This window comes from Stenotrophomonas sp. Steno-C18 (assembly GCF_056393195.1).
Genome location: NZ_JBWJOX010000004.1, coordinates 221,350 through 237,920, shown reverse-complemented (window position 1 = coordinate 237,920; position 16,571 = coordinate 221,350). Strand labels below are relative to the sequence as shown.

The window sequence follows — 16,571 nt, the reverse complement described above, 5'->3', positions numbered from 1 at the left end:
GGGCCGGGCACGGTCATTTTTTCGCCATGCCGTTGAAAGGCCCGCCGTTGCTGGGCTACGGGCGGTTATCCACACCTTCATGCAGATTCGATCCACATCCAGTGTGGACAAGCTGCCCGCCCGTGGCACTTTTTTGACCGATGTGCCTGAAGCCTTGCAGCACAAGGGCTGCAGCACGATATCCACAGCTTCGTCGCGTCCGCATCCACACCGCCTGTGGAGAACCCGGTCTCAGTCCAGCCGCTTGCGGAAACGCAGGATCGCCCCGGCCATCATCACCGTGCTAAAGGCCAGCAGCGCGACCACGCCGGGCCACAGCTCCCACAGGCTCGCCCCGCGCAGCATCACGCCCCGGATCAGGCGCAGGAAGTGGGTCAGCGGCAGCACTTCGGCCAGCCACTGCACCGAGCGCGGCATGCCGGCGAACGGGAACATGAAGCCGGACAGCAGGATCGACGGCAGGAAGATGAAGAAGGTCATCTGCATCGCCTGGAACTGCGACTGTGCACGCGTGGAGATCAGCAGCCCCAGTGCCAGGTTGGCCACGATCAACAGGCCGGCGGCGATGAACACGTCGAGCAGGCTGCCGCCGATGGGCACGTGGAACAACCAGGTGCCCAGCGCCAGCACCATGCCGGTCTGCAGCAGGCCGATGATCACGTAGGGGATGACCTTGCCGATCATCAGCTCGGCGCTGGTCACCGGCGTGGCGATCAGCAGCTCCATGTTGCCGCGCTCGCGCTCGCGCACGATGGCCACCGCGGTGAACAGCACCATGGTCATGGTCAGGATCACCCCGACCAGGCCGGGGACGATGTTGACCGCCGAACTGCGCTGCGGGTTGTAGAAGCCCACCACGCTGATCGCGGTGGGCGCCAGCGGCTTGAAGCCGGCCCCATCGAACGGCATCCGTGCCAGTTGCGCGGCCGCGCTCTGCACCGCGTTGTCGCTGCCGTCGACCAGGATCTGCAACGCCTCGCGGCCTTCGGCCCGGCGCCGTTCGTAATCCATGGGGATGACGATGCCGATGCTGATCTGGCCACGCCGCATCGCCTCCACCAGTTGCTGCGGGGTTTCCGCCTCCAGTACCGGCGCGACCACGCCGGTGGCGACGATGTCCCGTGCCAGCATGCGCGAGGCAGAGGTGCGCGCCTGGTCGGCGAAACCGGCCGACAGGTCGCGCAGGTTGGTGTTGATCGCGTAGCCGAACAGCAGCAGCTGCATCACCGGGATACCGATGATCATGGCCAGGGTGATGCGGTCGCGGCGCATCTGCCGAAGCTCCTTGACCATCACGCCGAGCAGTCGTCGCAGTTTCATGCGTCCTCCGCCGTATCCACGGCCCTGCCCCGGGTCGCGGCAACGAACACATCCTCCAGGCTCGCCGCCTGCGGGTGCACCTGCGCGGTGATGCCCGCCGCTTCGAGTGCCCGGGTCAATGCCTCGCCGCCCTCATCGTCGGCCCGCAGCACGCGCAGGCTGTTGCCGATCTGCGCGACGCTGATCACGCCCGGGCAGTCGGACAGCACGCGCGCGGCCTGCCGCGGCTGTGCCGCCTCGACCACCAGCGTGCGCCCGGCCAGGCGGGCGGTGAGTTCGGCCGGGGTGCCGTCGGCGACCAGCGCGCCATGGTCGAGGATGGCGATGCGATGACAGCGCTCGGCCTCGTCCATGTAATGCGTGGACACCAGCAAGGTCGTGCCTGCATCGGCCAGTTCGAACAGCTTCTCCCAGAAATCGCGGCGCGATTCCGGGTCCACCGCGCTGGTCGGCTCGTCCAGGAACAGCAGCTCCGGCTCGTGCAGCACCGCGGCAGCCAAGGCCAGGCGCTGCTTCTGGCCGCCGCTCATGGTGCCGGCCAACTGCTTCTGGCGGTCCTGGAACCGGTACTGCTCGAGCAACACCTCGATACGCTGGCGCGCCCGCGCGCGCGGCAGGTCGTACACGGCGGCCAGGAACTCTAGGTTCTCGCGCACGCTCAGGTCCTCGAACAGCGAGAACTTCTGGGTCATGTAGCCGATGCGGCTGCGCAATGCCTCGGCCTGCTCGGGGATCTGCAACCCCAGCACCTCGATCTGGCCGGCACTGGGGGTCAACAAGCCGCACAGCATGCGGATGGTAGTGGACTTGCCCGAGCCATTGGGCCCCAGGAAACCGTAGACCTGCCTGCGCGGCACATCCAGGTGAATGTCATCCACGGCCTTCAGCGCACCGAACAGCCGGCTCACGCCGCGCGCGCGGATCGCGATGTCATCCGACGGAGCGACGACGCGCACCGGCGCGGCCAGTTCAACGCCGGCCATCGTCCAGCACCTTCAGCGGCGCCCCGACCGGGAGCGTGGCGGCCTCCTTGCCCAGGCTGATCTCGGCGAGGTAGCTCAGGCGCTCGGCGTCCTGGCCGGTCAAGGCAAAGTACGGCGTGAACACCGGTTCGCTGCGGATCATGCGTATCCGGCCCGGGTAGACCTGCGTGGCCGCATCGCCCTGCAATTGCACCTGCAAGGCATCCCCGACCTGGAGCCGGTTGCGCAGCGCCTGCGGCAGGTAGACGCGTGCATACGGCGCCTCGCCCACCAGCAGTACCGCCAGCGGCGCGCCCTGCGCGGGCTGGTCGCCCAGCTTGTAGGGGAGGCTGTCCACGCGCCCCGCGCGTGGCGCGACCAGCGCGAGCTTGCCGAGCAGCACCGCCTGCGCGCTTACGTTGGCCTGCGCCGATGCCAGCGCCGCTTCGCCCTGCGCCACCTGTTCGATGCGGCTGCCATGCAGCAGTTCGGCCAGCGCCGCGTCAGCGCGGACGGCGTCGGCCTGCGCGCTCTGCGCCGCCGCCCGCGCGCGGTCCAGTTCGGAGGCGGCAACCAGCTGTCGCGTCCCCAGTGGCTGCAGCCGGGCGTAGTAGGCCTGCGCTTGGCGTGCCTGTGCCTGTGCGGCCACCCGTGCGGCACGCGCCTGCGCGATGTCTTCGCTGCGGGGCCCGTTGTGCAGTTCGGACAACGCCGCCGTGCTCTGTGCCACCTGCCCCTGCAAGGCGGCCAGCTGCGACTGTGCGTAGGTCAGCTCCAACTGCATCAGCGGCGCGCCCGCCGCCACCTGCTGCCCCTCGCGCACGTCGATCCGCACGATTCGTTCCGACGCCGGTGCCGGCAGCGTCACCCGGTCCCATTCCAGCGTCCCCAGCGCCTGCGGCGCCTGCCCGCGACAGGCCGCCAGCGACAACAGCATCCCGATGACAAGGAACCCACGCCGCTTGTTCATGCCTTCAGCTCCAGTCCGTGCGTCAGCAGCGCCAATGCATGGCGTTGCACCTCTTCGGCGCCCAGGTCCTGGGCGCCGGACAGCGACTGCCAGATGGGGGCACTGGCCAGCGGGAACATGGTCAGCCCCATCAACGAGACCACCATCAGACGCGGATCCAGCTGCGGGTTCAACTGGCCATCGCGTTGCGCCGCGGCGAAACGCTCGACCAGCATCCGCGGCAACACCGGGCCAACGCGTTCGATCATCAATTCGCGCAGCGCGCCCCCTTCACAGAGGATCTCGCGCACCCACAGCGTCGGTAGCCACGGGTGCTCGGCCACCGCCCGCACCACGCCCCCCACGAAGGCCGCGACCAACCCCGCCACGCCTTCGCCCGCCTCCTGCACCCCGGCATGCACCTGCGCCATCACCGGCCACAGCCGTTCTTCCACCACGGCCTGTTGCAGCCGCGGCTTGTCACCGAAGTAGTAGTGGACCAGTGCCGGCGTCACGCCCGCACGCTGCGCGATGTCCCGCAGTGATGTCGCGGCGATGCCCCTGGCGACGAAGCATGCCAGCGCGGCATCCAGCAACTGGACGCGCAGGTCCGCCGCATCCTGCGTGGGGCGACGCCCGGGGGTACGTTTGCGGGGCTTGCGGGACGGCGCTGCCGGGACAACCGGCGCGACCACGGGGGCCTGCGCGGCGGGGGCATCCACGGAGGGCTTGGCGGGCTTTCGATTCATCCGCTCATTTAATTCAACGATTAATTAAATTTCAAGCCCCCCGCTCTCCCGGGCACCCTGGCGATTGCCGGGACACCCGGACCGTGGCTCAGGACCGCCCGCCGCGTCCCCTGCGGCGGCCTTGATGTCCCCGCCATCGCCACCATCTATCGCCCATGACTGCCATCACCCATCGCGACTTCACCCTGGACCCCATCGACAACGAACGACTGGCCAACCTGTCCGGTCCGTTCGACGAGCACCTGCGCCAGATCGAGCTCAAGCTCGGCGTGCAGATCGCCAACCGCGGCCATGTGTTCCGGGTCAGCGGCCCCGGCAAGACCCCCGCCGAGGCCGAGAAGCTGATCAACGCCCTCTACGCGGAGGCTGCCGACACCGTGTTCGACAGCCACGCCATCCACCTGCGGCTGAACCAGGCCAACGTCGAGCAGGTGGTCGATCAGGCCTACGAAGCCCAGGAAGTGGCGATCAAGGTCAAGCGCGGCACCGTGCGCGGCCGCGGTGCCAACCAGGCCAAGTACCTGCACCAGATCACCACCCACGACATCAACTTCGGCATCGGCCCGGCCGGTACCGGCAAGACCTTCCTGGCCGTGGCGATGGCGGTGGAAGCCTTGAATGAATCGCGCGTGCAGCGCCTGATCCTGGTGCGCCCGGCGGTGGAGGCCGGCGAGAAGCTGGGCTTCCTGCCCGGCGACCTGACCCAGAAGGTCGATCCCTACCTGCGCCCGCTCTATGACGCCCTGTACGAAATGCTCGGCGTGGAGAAGGTGGCCAAGCTGCTGGAGAAGAACGTCATCGAGATCGCGCCGCTGGCGTACATGCGCGGGCGCACGCTCAACGATGCCTTCGTGATCCTGGACGAGGCGCAGAACACCACCATCGAGCAGATGAAGATGTTCCTGACCCGCCTGGGCTTCGGCTCGACCGCGGTGGTCACCGGCGACCTGACCCAGACCGACCTGCCCAAGCACATGAAGTCCGGCCTGCGCGATGCGATCGAGGTGCTGCGCGACGTGGATGGCGTCAGCTTCACCTTCTTCGAGGCCCGCGACGTGGTCCGTCATCCGCTGGTGGCGCGCATCGTCAACGCCTACGACCGGCGCGACCTGCAGCAGGTCAAACCCGGCGCCGAGTAAGCCTTACACTCCGGGCATCACCTGCACAAAGGAAGTGTGATGCCCAACGTGTATCGCCTCTTGTCCGCCTGCACGCTGCTGGTCGTGATCTGCATGCCTGGCACGGCCATCGGCGAGAAGAAGGATGCCCGGGCCGATGTCCGCCCCTACGTTGAAACCAGCTACCTGATCGCCCCCAGACAGGTTGGCGACTTCGAATTGCAGGGCAGCAGCTTCGACCCCGGCCAGAAGTTCGATGGCGCGGGCTTTCGTTACGCGCTGAAGGACCACCAGGAAACCCGGGTGGACATCTACGTCTACCCGGCCGGGCGCATGAGCCCGGCCGAGGCGATCGACAGCGGCATCAGGGACTTCCGCGCCAGCATGAAGTACGCCGCCGAGCACGGCACCTATTCGCGGCTGCAGGAACTGCGCGACGATCCCTTCCCGCTGGACGCAGCCGGTACCCGCAGCAGCGAGACCCCGGCCAACGATCTCGATGCGCAGGTGATCCAGGCCATCGCCCAGGCCGAGCAGGTCACCGGCCGCAGGTTGCAGATGCAGCTGAACCTGATGCCCCGCGACTGGCCGATGTATTCCAATGGCTACCTGTTCTACAAGCAGCTGTACTACTTCAAGCTGCGTGCCTCCGCGGCGCAGGAGCGCATCCGCCAGGAACAGTTCGATGCCCTGACGGACCAGGCCGCGCGCACCCTGATCCCGGCGTTGCAGGTGGCCAACGTCGGCGGCTGCAAGGACGCCACGATCTACCTGGATCCCGACGCCAGCCCGGAGCAGGGCGCACTGGCGCTGGCTACCCAGGTCAGCCTGCACAAGGGCTACAACTGCCATGGCTCGGCCGAGGAAGCCGGCATACCGGCGCGCCGTGCGGACAGTGCGGTCGTGGAGATTCCGTTCACCGCCGCGGAATGGAAGTCGCGATGAAACCTCCAGCGCGCGATACTGTGCCCCTCTGTACTGCCTGAATTGCCGGAACCTGCCATGACCAAGGGCCCTACCCGCCTTGATGTAGCCATCAGCTACGCCCTCCCCCGCGCCGGACTGCCGGCCGCGGTCAGCTTTCGCAAATGGGTGGCGGCCGCATTGAAGGGGCGCATCCGCGAAGCCGACCTGGCCATCCGCGTGGTCGATGCCAAGGAAGGCAAGTCGTTGAACCGCCACTACCGCGGCAAGGACTACGCCACCAACGTGCTGAGCTTCCCCGCCGAGGTGCCCGAAGGGCTGCCCAAGGGCGTGAAGTTCCCGCTGCTGGGTGACCTGGTGATCTGCGCGCCGGTGGTGGCACGCGAGGCCAAGGAACAGGGCAAGGCGCTCAATGCCCACTACGCCCACCTCACCGTGCACGGCGTGCTGCATCTGCTCGGCTGGGACCACGAGGACGACAAGGAAGCCGAGGCCATGGAACAGCTCGAGCGCGAGATCCTGACCGAACTGGGCATCGAAGACCCCTACGCCGGCGAACATTGAGCGGCCCAGGAGGCGGCTGACATCGCCAACTTCGCGGCCAGGCTGCGGGTGACCCCATGGCCGGGCTGCACCGGAACGGACATGCGTGGCTATCATTGACAGCCCCCGTCCTGCGGAACACCCGTGCGCCTGACTCCGTTGCTGCCCCTGCTGCTCGCCTTCGCTGGCACCGCCCGGGCCCAAGGGCCGATCGACCTGGCCGCGCTGATCGAGTGCCGGCAGAGCGTCAGCGAGTTCGCCGCGCTGGCACCGATCGTCAACGACCCGCTCAAGGCCGTGGCACTGGGCTGGCGACCGCTGCCACAAGGCAACCTGTTCATGGCCGAGTACATGCTGAACACGCCGATCCGCGTGTTTGGCCACCAGGTCGACCATGTCGCCATGGCCGGCGGCACCGTGCTGGCCATCCTCGACCTGCCCGAACCCCGCGACCTGGCCAGGACGCTGGACCTGGAAACCGGCTATGACGCCCCGGACAAGTTCATGGCCGGCCGCGAACTGGTCAGCCGCGACGTCATCGATGCCCGCTCCGGCGAGGCGCTGATCGAGTCGGTGGTGCTGGGCGTGTCCAACGTCAAGTCGCACCCGGGCAAGACCCTGGTCAGCTGCACCTACAGCCTGGACCACCCGGCCGAAGGCGAGGCCCCGGGCGCGCCGGCACCGGCCGACCCGGCGCCGTCCAAGCCCGCCGAACCCGACGTCCAGGCACCGGGCCAGCCCCCGGCCGGCTGAGCCGGGAGCGGTAAACATCCTCTGCTAGACTTGCCGGCACCGCCCGGCGAGCCGGGTGCCGTCAAACCAAGAGATGTCTGAAGACGACAGTAGTACCAGCCCTGAACCGGGCGAGAAAAAACGCAGTTGGCTTGAGCGCCTGAGCTCGGCCTTCTCCAGCGAACCCCACACCCGCGACGAGCTGGTGACGATCCTGCAGACCGCACAGCAGGACGGCCTGATCGCCGCAGACACCCTGCGCATGATGGAAGGCGCCATCTCGGTGGCCGAGCTGACCGTGGGCGATGTGATGGTGCCGCGCTCGCACATGGTGTCCCTGCCGGTGGATTCACCCTTCATCGAACTGATGAAGCAGGTGGTCGAATCCGGACATTCGCGCTTCCCCGTGCACGGCGAGAACAAGGACGACATCCTTGGCATCCTGCTGGCCAAGGACCTGCTGCGCGGCGTGGTCGCCGACAACAGCCATTCCACCATCCGCGAGCTGCTGCGCCCGGCGGTGCTGATCCCCGAGGCCAAGAAGCTCAACGTACTGCTCAAGGAGTTCCGGCTCTCGCGCAACCACATGGCCATCGTGGTCGACGAGTACGGCGGCGTGGCCGGCGTGGTCACCATCGAGGACGTGCTGGAACAGATCGTCGGCCAGATCGACGACGAGCATGACGAGACCGAGGACCACACCGCGCAGATCGCCATCCTCGCCGATGGCCGCTACGTGGTGGACGCGCTGACCACCATCGGCGATTTCAACGAGCGCTTCGGCGCCGACTTCTCCGACGACGATTACGACACCATCGGCGGCCTGGTCACCGAAGCCATCGGCCACCTGCCGGAAACCGGCGACGAGCTGACCCTGGAGCGTTTCGTGTTCCGCGTGGCACGTGCCGATGCGCGCCGCGTGCAGGCCTTCCACGTCACCATCCTGCCCCCCGAAGACCAGGACGACGCTTGATCACCTTCCGGTTGCCGCGGCGGTTGTCGGCCGCATTCGCGTTGCTGTTCCTGCTGCTGTTCGCCGGCGCTGCCGGCGCACAGGCCAGCACCACCGCAGCGGAGCCGCCGCCGGTGCCCCGCATCGGCGTGGTGACCATGCAACCGGGCGAGATCTTCTTCGAGCGCTTCGGCCACGACGCACTGGTGGTGGCCGACCCGGTCACCGGCCAGGCCACCTCGTACAACTTCGGCTACTTCGACCCGGGCGAGGCGGACTTCGTCGGCAACTTCGTGCGCGGCCACATGATGTATTACCTGGTGGCACTGCCGCTGGAAGAAGACCTGTCGCAGTACCAGCAGGTCGGTCGCGGCGCCAGCATCCAGTGGCTGGACCTGCCAGCGGACCAGGCCCGCGCGCTGGCGGCCGGCCTGGTCGAGCGCGCCAGGCCCGAGAACGCGCGCTACCGCTACGACTACTACACCGCCAACTGCGCCACGATGGTCCGCGACACCCTGGACCAGGCCATGAACGGCGGCTTGAAATCACAGCTGGCCGGACGTTCGCGCGGCAACACCTACCGCAGCGAGTCGGTGCGGCTGGCCTCGCCGGCGCCGTGGATGTGGCTGGGCTTCGACCTGGGCCTGGGCCCGAGCGCGGACGTGCCGCTGTCGCGCTGGGAGGAAGCGTTCGTGCCGATGCGCCTGGCCGACAGCCTGCGCGAGGCCCGCAACAGCGAAGGCCGCCCGCTGGTGCTGGAGGAACACGCGCTGTTTCCGCAGCGCCTGGCCGCCGAACCCAAGGAGCAGGTCCGCCGCTGGTGGCCGTGGCTGCTGACCGGGCTGGCAGTGGCGACGCTGCTCCTGGCCGCGCGTCGCCGCCCGCGCCTGGTGGCCGGCTTCGCGCTGCCGTTCTGGCTGTTCTGCGCCGTCGCCGGCGGATTGCTGACCTACCTGTGGGGCTTCAGCGAGCACCATGCCGCGTGGGCCAACCGCAACCTGTTCCTGCTCAACCCGCTGGCGCTGGCGCTGCTTCCCGGCGCCTGGATGCTGCTGCGCGGACGTCGCCCGGGGCGCGGGTTCACCCTGCTGCTGTGGCTGGTGGCCGGCATCGCCGCGCTCGCCCTGCCGGTGCACTGGCTGTCGCTGCAGGCGCAGTACAACGTGCAGTGGATCGTGTTGCTGCTGCCGGTGCACCTGGCGTTGGCTTGGGTGTTGCGTCCACAACGCTTGGCGGCCCCGGCGCGCTGAGGCACGATGGCCGGCATGGAACCGGTCATCACATCTCCGGCACCGGCCAATCCGGCCTGTGTCATCAACTGCACCTGGTATGGCGAAGATGGCGCGTTGCGCGCCATCGACCTGGACAGCATCAGCGACGTCCTCCAGGAAGACAGCAAGGGCTTCGTCTGGGTGGGCCTGTACGAGCCCAGCGATGCCGTGCTGGACAAGGTGCAGGAGGAATTCAACCTGCACCCGCTGGCCATCGAGGACACGCGCAAGGCGCACCAGCGGCCCAAGATCGAAACCTATGGCAACTCGCTGTTCGTGGTGGTCCACACCGCGCAGGTGGTGGACGAGCGCATCCGCTACGGCGAGACCCATGCCTTCCTCGGGCCGCGCTTCCTGCTGACCGTGCGCCATGGCGCCTCGCTGTCGTATGCACCGGTGCGGGCGCGGCTGGAGCGCGAACGCGGGCTGCTGTCGATGGGCCCGTCCTTCTGCCTGTACGCGGTGCTGGATGCGGTGGTGGACAACTACCTGCCGATCACCGACAGCTTCCGCGACACCCTGGACACGCTGGAGAAGGATATCTTCGCCGAGACCTACAAGCGGCGCACGGTGATCCGCCTGTACGAGCTCAAGCGCGAACTCAACAAGATGCGGCTGGCGGTGGCACCACTACAGGACGCCCTGGCGCAGCTGCAGCGCAACCAGGCGCAACTGGTCAACGAGGAAGTGCGGCTGTACCTGCGCGATGTGCAGGACCATGCCGCGCGCGTCAACGACGCCATCGACACCCTGCGCGAGATGCTGGGCACGGCGTTGAGCGTGAACCTCTCGCTGGTCACGCTGGCACAGGGCGAGACCGTCAAACAGCTGGGTGCCTGGGCGGCCCTGCTGGCCGCGCCCACGCTGGTCACCAGCTGGTACGGCATGAACTTCACCCACATGCCCGAGCTCGCCGGCCGCTTCGCCTATCCGCTGCTGATGATCGGCGTGGGCGCGGTGTGCGTGGTGCTGTATCGCCTGTTCAAGCGCTCCGGCTGGCTTTGACGCCGCCGGTCGCGCGCTTCCTGCATCCGGACTTCGAGGGGAACTCCATGGCAAACCCATCCGCCTTCAACGGCACGCGCCGTCATTTCCTGCGCAACTCACTGGCCGTCGGCGCGGCGGCGTTGCCGCTGTCGCAGATGGCGCAGGCCGCGCCTGCGGCCGGTGACAGCGACCTGCCGGCGTCGATCCGCGCCCTGAAGCCGGTCGCCGCGCAGGTGGTGCCGATCGGCAATGACGAGCGCATGGCGCGCGTGGCGCGCGCCCAGCAACTGATGGGACAGCACGGCATCGACGTGCTGTTCATCGGTGCCGGCAGCTCGCTGACCTACTTCACCGGCATGCATTGGTGGAACAGCGAACGGCTGACCGGCGTGCTGCTGCCGCGCTCGGGCGAGCTGGTCTACGTCACGCCCGAGTTCGAGCGCGGCCGCACGCTGGAGCAGATCAAGCTCGGCAACGACGTGCGCGGCTGGCAGGAAGACGAAGACCCGTATGCGCTGGTCGCCAGGGTGGTCCGCGACATGGGCCACGCCACCGGCGTCATCGGCATGGAGGAGACGGTGCCGTTCTTCCGCGCCAAGGGCATCATGGACGCGCTGCCGCAGGCGCGGGTGGTCGACGCCTGGCCGGTCAGCGCCGGCTGCCGCCGGGTCAAGAGCCCGGCCGAACTGGCACTGATGAAGCTGGCCAACGCCAACACGCTGGCCGTGTACGAGGCGGTGTGGAAGGCCCTGCAACCCGGCATGACCGAGCAGGACATCAGCGGCCTGGTGGCGATGGCCTATGCCCGCACCGGGTTGAGGGGCGATGCCGACGTGAACATCGGCAAGTACACCGCCTCGCCGCACGGCTCGGACAAGCCGCAGCACCTGGTCGAAGGCACGCCCATCATCTTCGACGGAGGCTGCCGTGCCGATGGCTACACCAGCGACATGACCCGCACCGTGGTGCTGGGCCAGCCCAGCGACGAGATCCGCCGCATCTTCGACATCGTGCTGCAGGCGCAGACCGCCGCGCTGAAGGTGGCGCGCCCGGGGGTGACCATGTCGGCGGTGGACGGCGCCGCGCGCAAGGTGATCAGCGATGCCGGCTATGGGCCGGACTTCCGCTACTTCAGCCATCGCCTTGGCCATGGCATCGGCCTGGACATGCATGAGTGGGATTACCTGGTGCGCGGCAACCAGCACGTGCTGGAGCCGGGCATGACCTTCAGCGACGAACCCGGCATCTACCTCCCCGACCAGTTCGGCGTGCGCCTGGAGGACATCCTGTACGTCACCGAGGACGGTGCCGCCCTGATGACGCCGCAGAGCCCGTCGATCGATCAACCGTTCGGCTGAGCACAGGCGCGACTTCGGTCGCGACGCGGGAAGTCCTTGCGCCAGGGCGAAGATCACCCCTGCCCGACCCTCCCCTTCGCCTACGGCCAAAGGGGGGGCGAAGCAGGTCAGGCCACGTAGACCGTCTTGATGTTCATGAACTCATGGATGCCGTGGTCGGCCAGTTCGCGGCCAAAGCCCGAGCGCTTGGTGCCGCCGAAGGGTAGCCGCGCGTCGCTCTTCACGACCGAATTGACGAATGCCGCACCGCATTGCAGCTGCAAGGCAACCTGCTCGCCGCGCGCCACGTCGCGCGTCCACACACTGCCCCCCAACCCGAAACAGGTGTCATTGGCCACGCGCACCGCTTCGGCTTCATCCTTGACCCTCAGAATCGCCGCCACCGGGCCGAACAGCTCCTGCGCGTAGGCCGGCATGCCCGGACCGACGTTGTCCAGGATCGACGCGGCATACCCTGCGCAGCTGTCGGCAATCGGTTCGCCGCCCAGCCGCAACGTCGCACCCAGCGCCACCGACTCCTGCACCTGCCGATGCAGTTCATCGCGCAGGTCGGCCCGCGCCATCGGCGCCAGCGTGGTGGCCTCGTCCTGCGGGTCGCCATACACGCGTGCCCTGGCCGCCTCGACGAAACGCTGCACGAATGCATCGGCGATCGCGTCCACCAGCACGAAGCGCTTGGCGGCGATGCAGGTCTGGCCGGCGTTGTCGAAGCGCGACTTCACCGCCGCCGCGACGGCCACGTCCAGATCCGCGTCCTCGAGCACCACGAAGGCATCGCTGCCGCCCAGCTCCATCACGCATTTCTTCAACTGGTCGCCGGCGTTGGCGGCAATCGAGCGCCCCGCCCGCTCGCTGCCGGTCAAGGTGACCGCTTTCACCCGGCGGTCGCGCAGGACGTCGGCAGCCTGGTCGTTGTCGATGTGCAGCACGTCGAACACGCCGTCCGGGATGCCGGCGGCAACCACCACGCCACGCAGCGCATCGGCGCAACCGGGAACATTGCTGGCGTGCTTGAGCAGGGCCACGTTGCCCGCCATCAGGGCCGGCGCCAGGAAACGGATCACCTGCCAGATCGGGAAGTTCCACGGCATCACCGCCAGCACGCAGCCGATCGGCTGGTAGGTGACATAGCTGCGCCGGGCCTCGGTGGTGATCGCCTGCGGCGTGAGGTAGTCGGCGGCGTGGTCGGCGTAGTACTCGCAGGCGGCCGCGCTCTTCTCGATCTCGGCCAGCGCCTCGCGCCGCAGCTTGCCCATTTCCACGCTCATGGTGCGCTGGATGTTCTCCCGTCGCGCACGCAGGCCCGCGGCGACGTTGCGCAGGTACGCACCGCGCTGCGCCAGCGTCAGTGCGGACCAGGCCGGGAACGCGGCATCGGCGGCCGCGAGGCGTTGCTCGATGGCCGCGGCGGCCATCAGTTCGACCGTACGTTCGGCGCGGCCGTTGAAGGGGTTCACGGTTTGATACGAAGCCATGGCGTCACACCTGCATTCAACGAATGCAGCAAGGGTAACGCCGCAGGTGTTGCCGGCAGGTAAAGCACGAACCGGCGGCGCGGTGTCGTGCTCGACCGGGGTTTCAGCGGTGAAGCCCGCCGGGCGTGGCCCGGCGTTGCCGCTGCCTGGCGATCAACCGTTTTCCTGCAGCGCCAGCTGCCGGTCGCGCTGGCGCCGCTTCTCGGTGCGGGCGGAGATCCACCAACCGATGAAGGCCACCGTCGACACCGCCAGCACCATCACCGTGGCCAGCGCGTTGATCTTCGGGCTCACGCCCATGCGCACCGAGGAGAACACTTTCATCGGCAAGGTGGTCGAACTCGGGCCGGCCATGAAGCTGGCGATCACCACGTCATCCAGCGACAGCGTGAAGGCCAGCAGCCAGCCGGACAGCAAGGCCGGGGCGATGATCGGCAAGGTGATCAGGAAGAACACCTTCACCCGGTTCGCGCCCAGGTCCATCGCTGCTTCTTCCAGCGAGCGGTCCATCTCCTGCAGGCGCGAGGAGACCACCACCGTCACGAACGACAGGGTGAAGGTGACATGCGCGATCCAGATCGCCACCTGGCCCTTCGACGGCAGGCCGAACAGCCCGCCCATCGACACCAGCATCAGCAGGATCGACAGGCCGATGATCACCTCCGGCATCACCAGCGGCGCGGTGACCAGCGCCCCGAACACCGTCTTGGTCGGGAAGCGCTTGAAGCGGGTCATCGCCATCGCCGCCATCGTGCCGACCACCATGGACGCGGTGGCGGTCCAGAAGGCGATCTTCAGGCTCAACCACGCCGCGTCGAGCAGCTGCCGGTCGTTGAACAGCTGGCTGTAGGCGCTGAAGGAGAAACTCACCCACACCGTCGCCAGGCGCGAGGAATTGAACGAGTAGATGATCACCAGCAGGATCGGCAGGTACAGGAAGCCAAAGCCGAACAGCAGCGCCAGCCAGCCCCACCACGAATTGCGCCGCGCCATGCTCATGCCAGCTTCCCTTCCAGCTCACGCTGCTGGGAACGGTTGAAGATCAGGATCGGGATCAGCAGCAGCACCAGCATCACCACTGCCACCGCCGAGGCCAGCGGCCAGTCGCGGTTGGTGAAGAACTCGCTCCACAACACGCGGCCGATCATCAGCGTGCCCGGGCCGCCGAGCATTTCCGGGATCACGAACTCGCCCACCGCCGGGATCATCACCAGCATGAAGCCGGCGACGATGCCGTTGCGCGACAGCGGCAAGGTGATCTTCAGGAAGGCCTGCCATGGCTTGGCGCCCAGGTCGTAGGCGGCCTCCAGCAGGCGGTGGTCGAGCTTGACCAGGTTGGTGTACAGCGGCAGCACCATGAACGGCAGGTAGCAGTAGACGATGCCGATGTAGGCGGCCAGCGGCGTGTTGAGGATCTGCAGCGGGGTGTCGATCAGCCCGGCCGCCATCAGCCAGCGATTGAGGATGCCGTTGCTGTCGAGGATGCCGATCCAGGCATAGACGCGGATCAGGAACGAGGTCCACGACGGCAACACCACCAGCATCATCGCGATGTTGCGCGCCGACGGCGACATCCGCGAGATCACGTAGGCCATCGGGTAGCCGATCAGCAACGTCAGCACGGTGGAGATCAGCGCGATCTTGATCGAGCTCAGGTAGGCCAGCACGTACTGGCTGTCGGTGAACAGCGCCGTGTAGTTGCCCAGGTTGAGGTTGACGTTGAACGCGTTGTCCACGTACTCGACGATCGCCGTGTAGGGCGGCATCGCCACGGCCATCTTCGAGAAGGAGATCTTCAGCACGATCAGGAACGGGATCGCGAAGAACAGCAACAGCCACAGGTACGGCACGCCGATCACGCTGGCGCGCACGCCAGGCACCCAGCGCCGCCAACCGGCCGCGTTCTTGTCCGTCTGGCTCATGAGGTCAGCACCACGCCGTCGTTGTCGTCCCAGGACACCCAGACTTCATCGTTCCAGGTGATGCCGTCGCTGTCCCAGCGCTTCATGTTGGCGAAGTTGGAGAGGATCTTGGCGCCGCTGGGCAGGCGCACGTGGTAGACCGAGTGGCTGCCGAAATAGGCGATGTCCTCGACCACCCCGAACGCCTTGTTGGTCTCGCCCTCGGGTTCGTCCTTGGCGATGTGCACCTTCTCCGGGCGCAGCGCGAAGGCGACCGGCTGGCCTTCATACCCGGTGATGCCATGGCCGACGTAGATCGGCGCCGGGAAATCGGCCGTGCGCACGGTGACATACTCGGGCAGGTCCTCGTCGATGACGCCTTCGAACAGGTTCACCGAGCCGATGAAGCTGGCCACGAAGCGGTTGGCCGGCTGCTCGTAGATGTCGTCGGGCTTGCCGATCTGCTGGATCCAGCCCTGGTCCATCACCGCGATGCGGGTGGCCATGGTCATCGCTTCTTCCTGGTCATGGGTGACCATCACGCAGGTCACGCCCAGCTGCTCGATGATGTTGACCAGCTCCAGCTGCATCTTCGAGCGCAGCTTCTTGTCCAGCGCGCCCATCGGCTCGTCCAGCAGCAACAGCTTGGGCCCCTTGGCCAGCGAACGGGCCAGCGCCACGCGTTGCTGCTGGCCGCCGGAGAGCTGGTGCGGCTTGCGCTTGCCGAGCTTTTCCAGCTGCACGAGCTCCAGCATCTCGCCGACGCGGCGGGTGATCGCGTCCTTGGCCATGCCGTCCTGCTTCAGGCCGAAAGCGATGTTCTGCTCCACCGTCATGTGTGGGAACAGCGCATAGGACTGGAACATCATGTTGATCGGCCGCTCGTACGGCGGCAGCGCGGTGATCGGCTGGCCGTCGAGCAGGATGCTGCCCTTGGTCGGGGTCTCGAAGCCGGCCAGGCAGCGCAACAGGGTCGACTTGCCACTGCCCGAGCCCCCCAGCAACGCGAAGATCTCGCCCTTGCGCACGTCCAGGTTGACGTCATCGACGGCGACGAAGCCATCGAATTCCTTGCGCAGGTCGCGGATGGACAGGTAGCCGGGCTCGCTGTTCAGGGCGATGGCATCGTTCCTGATGTCGGGCTTGGCATCAACGGGCATGTGGGGCTCCGGGAGCGGGCAGGTGGAAAACGCGCGTAGTGTAGCCCCCGGGTTTTGCAGGCGACACCGCCGGGTGTGGCGATTGGCGCCGGGCGGACCTTACCGGTCGCCCCCCGGGGCCGGGCGAGCGCTCCGCGCGCCGGGAGGGCGTTGCAACGGGGCCTTGCGCT

The 16,571-nt window shown here is 67.5% G+C and carries 16 protein-coding genes; 8 read left to right on the top strand and 8 right to left on the bottom strand.

Annotation, left to right across the window (positions count from 1 at the left end; translation table 11 throughout):
- Nucleotides 1-231 precede the first annotated feature (231 nt).
- From AC06FE_RS10460 to AC06FE_RS10445, 4 genes are read right to left on the bottom strand one after another with little or no spacing between them, the layout of a single operon-like run.
- Complete coding sequence (locus AC06FE_RS10460) at nucleotides 232-1,320, bottom strand: ABC transporter permease (RefSeq protein ID WP_192286286.1); 1,089 nt, start codon at nucleotides 1,318-1,320, stop codon at nucleotides 232-234.
- The gene (locus tag AC06FE_RS10455) at nucleotides 1,317-2,303 is read right to left on the bottom strand and encodes an ABC transporter ATP-binding protein (protein WP_225591577.1); all 987 of its coding nucleotides are present in this window, start codon (nucleotides 2,301-2,303) and stop codon (nucleotides 1,317-1,319) included. Before AC06FE_RS10455 ends, AC06FE_RS10460 begins: the two co-directional genes overlap by 4 nt.
- Nucleotides 2,290-3,252, bottom strand: a complete 963-nt coding sequence (locus AC06FE_RS10450) for an HlyD family secretion protein (protein WP_478072999.1) — start codon at nucleotides 3,250-3,252, stop codon at nucleotides 2,290-2,292. Before AC06FE_RS10450 ends, AC06FE_RS10455 begins: the two co-directional genes overlap by 14 nt.
- Nucleotides 3,249-3,980 carry a TetR/AcrR family transcriptional regulator gene (locus tag AC06FE_RS10445; protein ID WP_478072998.1) on the bottom strand — a complete coding sequence of 244 codons (732 nt, stop codon included), beginning with the start codon at nucleotides 3,978-3,980 and terminating at the stop codon, nucleotides 3,249-3,251. Before AC06FE_RS10445 ends, AC06FE_RS10450 begins: the two co-directional genes overlap by 4 nt.
- Before the next feature lie 155 nt (nucleotides 3,981-4,135).
- Between AC06FE_RS10445 and AC06FE_RS10440 the strand changes: the two genes are divergently transcribed.
- The 8 genes from AC06FE_RS10440 to AC06FE_RS10405 all read left to right on the top strand — a co-directional run bounded on the left by AC06FE_RS10440 (nucleotide 4,136) and on the right by AC06FE_RS10405 (nucleotide 11,865).
- Complete coding sequence (locus AC06FE_RS10440) at nucleotides 4,136-5,119, top strand: PhoH family protein (protein ID WP_478072997.1); 984 nt, start codon at nucleotides 4,136-4,138, stop codon at nucleotides 5,117-5,119.
- Between the two features lie 39 nt (nucleotides 5,120-5,158).
- Nucleotides 5,159-6,043, top strand: coding sequence for a hypothetical protein (locus AC06FE_RS10435; RefSeq protein WP_478072996.1), 885 nt, complete (start codon nucleotides 5,159-5,161; stop codon nucleotides 6,041-6,043).
- 57 nt (nucleotides 6,044-6,100) lie between these two features.
- Nucleotides 6,101-6,586, top strand: coding sequence for an rRNA maturation RNase YbeY (gene ybeY, locus AC06FE_RS10430; RefSeq protein ID WP_478072995.1), 486 nt, complete (start codon nucleotides 6,101-6,103; stop codon nucleotides 6,584-6,586).
- Between the two features lie 123 nt (nucleotides 6,587-6,709).
- Nucleotides 6,710-7,318 carry a hypothetical protein gene (locus AC06FE_RS10425; protein ID WP_132864481.1) on the top strand — a complete coding sequence of 203 codons (609 nt, stop codon included), beginning with the start codon at nucleotides 6,710-6,712 and terminating at the stop codon, nucleotides 7,316-7,318.
- A gap of 73 nt (nucleotides 7,319-7,391) precedes the next feature.
- Nucleotides 7,392-8,270 (top strand): HlyC/CorC family transporter, encoded by an 879-nt coding sequence (locus AC06FE_RS10420; protein ID WP_132864482.1) that lies wholly within the window; start codon nucleotides 7,392-7,394, stop codon nucleotides 8,268-8,270.
- Nucleotides 8,267-9,499, top strand: a complete 1,233-nt coding sequence (locus AC06FE_RS10415) for a lipoprotein N-acyltransferase Lnb domain-containing protein (protein WP_478072994.1) — start codon at nucleotides 8,267-8,269, stop codon at nucleotides 9,497-9,499. Before AC06FE_RS10420 ends, AC06FE_RS10415 begins: the two co-directional genes overlap by 4 nt.
- 6 nt (nucleotides 9,500-9,505) lie before the next feature.
- On the top strand, nucleotides 9,506-10,525 hold the full coding sequence (locus tag AC06FE_RS10410) for a magnesium and cobalt transport protein CorA (protein ID WP_192286292.1): 1,020 nt from the start codon (nucleotides 9,506-9,508) through the stop codon (nucleotides 10,523-10,525).
- 47 nt (nucleotides 10,526-10,572) lie between these two features.
- Entirely contained in the window at nucleotides 10,573-11,865 is a 1,293-nt protein-coding gene (locus AC06FE_RS10405; RefSeq protein WP_192286293.1) for a M24 family metallopeptidase, read from the top strand.
- Nucleotides 11,866-11,972: 107 nt separating this feature from the next.
- Here the strand turns inward: AC06FE_RS10405 and AC06FE_RS10400 are convergent, their stop codons facing one another.
- The 4 genes from AC06FE_RS10400 to AC06FE_RS10385 form a co-directional block, all read right to left on the bottom strand.
- Nucleotides 11,973-13,340: an NAD-dependent succinate-semialdehyde dehydrogenase gene (locus AC06FE_RS10400; RefSeq protein WP_478072993.1), complete on the bottom strand. Its 1,368-nt coding sequence runs from the start codon at nucleotides 13,338-13,340 to the stop codon at nucleotides 11,973-11,975.
- Between the two features lie 153 nt (nucleotides 13,341-13,493).
- Nucleotides 13,494-14,339, bottom strand: a complete 846-nt coding sequence (locus AC06FE_RS10395; RefSeq protein ID WP_192286295.1) for an ABC transporter permease subunit — start codon at nucleotides 14,337-14,339, stop codon at nucleotides 13,494-13,496.
- Nucleotides 14,336-15,262: an ABC transporter permease subunit gene (locus AC06FE_RS10390; protein ID WP_192286296.1), complete on the bottom strand. Its 927-nt coding sequence runs from the start codon at nucleotides 15,260-15,262 to the stop codon at nucleotides 14,336-14,338. The genes AC06FE_RS10395 and AC06FE_RS10390 overlap by 4 nt, the downstream gene beginning before the upstream one ends.
- Nucleotides 15,259-16,401, bottom strand: a complete 1,143-nt coding sequence (locus AC06FE_RS10385) for an ABC transporter ATP-binding protein (RefSeq protein ID WP_192286297.1) — start codon at nucleotides 16,399-16,401, stop codon at nucleotides 15,259-15,261. The genes AC06FE_RS10390 and AC06FE_RS10385 overlap by 4 nt, the downstream gene beginning before the upstream one ends.
- Nucleotides 16,402-16,571 lie beyond the last annotated feature (170 nt).

Excerpts from the sequence above, each read along its gene's own strand:
- AC06FE_RS10455 (WP_225591577.1), bottom strand. The coding sequence starts at position 2,303 with ATGGCCGGCGTTGAACTGGCCGCGCCGGTGCGCGTCGTCGCTCCGTCG.
- AC06FE_RS10385 (WP_192286297.1), bottom strand. The coding sequence starts at position 16,401 with ATGCCCGTTGATGCCAAGCCCGACATCAGGAACGATGCCATCGCCCTG.
- AC06FE_RS10460 (WP_192286286.1), bottom strand. The coding sequence starts at position 1,320 with ATGAAACTGCGACGACTGCTCGGCGTGATGGTCAAGGAGCTTCGGCAG.
- AC06FE_RS10395 (WP_192286295.1), bottom strand. The coding sequence starts at position 14,339 with ATGAGCATGGCGCGGCGCAATTCGTGGTGGGGCTGGCTGGCGCTGCTG.
- AC06FE_RS10440 (WP_478072997.1), top strand. The coding sequence starts at position 4,136 with ATGACTGCCATCACCCATCGCGACTTCACCCTGGACCCCATCGACAAC.
- AC06FE_RS10400 (WP_478072993.1), bottom strand. The coding sequence starts at position 13,340 with ATGGCTTCGTATCAAACCGTGAACCCCTTCAACGGCCGCGCCGAACGT.
- AC06FE_RS10450 (WP_478072999.1), bottom strand. The coding sequence starts at position 3,252 with ATGAACAAGCGGCGTGGGTTCCTTGTCATCGGGATGCTGTTGTCGCTG.
- AC06FE_RS10435 (WP_478072996.1), top strand. The coding sequence starts at position 5,159 with ATGCCCAACGTGTATCGCCTCTTGTCCGCCTGCACGCTGCTGGTCGTG.
- AC06FE_RS10390 (WP_192286296.1), bottom strand. The coding sequence starts at position 15,262 with ATGAGCCAGACGGACAAGAACGCGGCCGGTTGGCGGCGCTGGGTGCCT.
- AC06FE_RS10410 (WP_192286292.1), top strand. The coding sequence starts at position 9,506 with ATGGCCGGCATGGAACCGGTCATCACATCTCCGGCACCGGCCAATCCG.
- AC06FE_RS10445 (WP_478072998.1), bottom strand. The coding sequence starts at position 3,980 with ATGAATCGAAAGCCCGCCAAGCCCTCCGTGGATGCCCCCGCCGCGCAG.
- ybeY (WP_478072995.1), top strand. The coding sequence starts at position 6,101 with ATGACCAAGGGCCCTACCCGCCTTGATGTAGCCATCAGCTACGCCCTC.
- AC06FE_RS10420 (WP_132864482.1), top strand. The coding sequence starts at position 7,392 with ATGTCTGAAGACGACAGTAGTACCAGCCCTGAACCGGGCGAGAAAAAA.
- AC06FE_RS10405 (WP_192286293.1), top strand. The coding sequence starts at position 10,573 with ATGGCAAACCCATCCGCCTTCAACGGCACGCGCCGTCATTTCCTGCGC.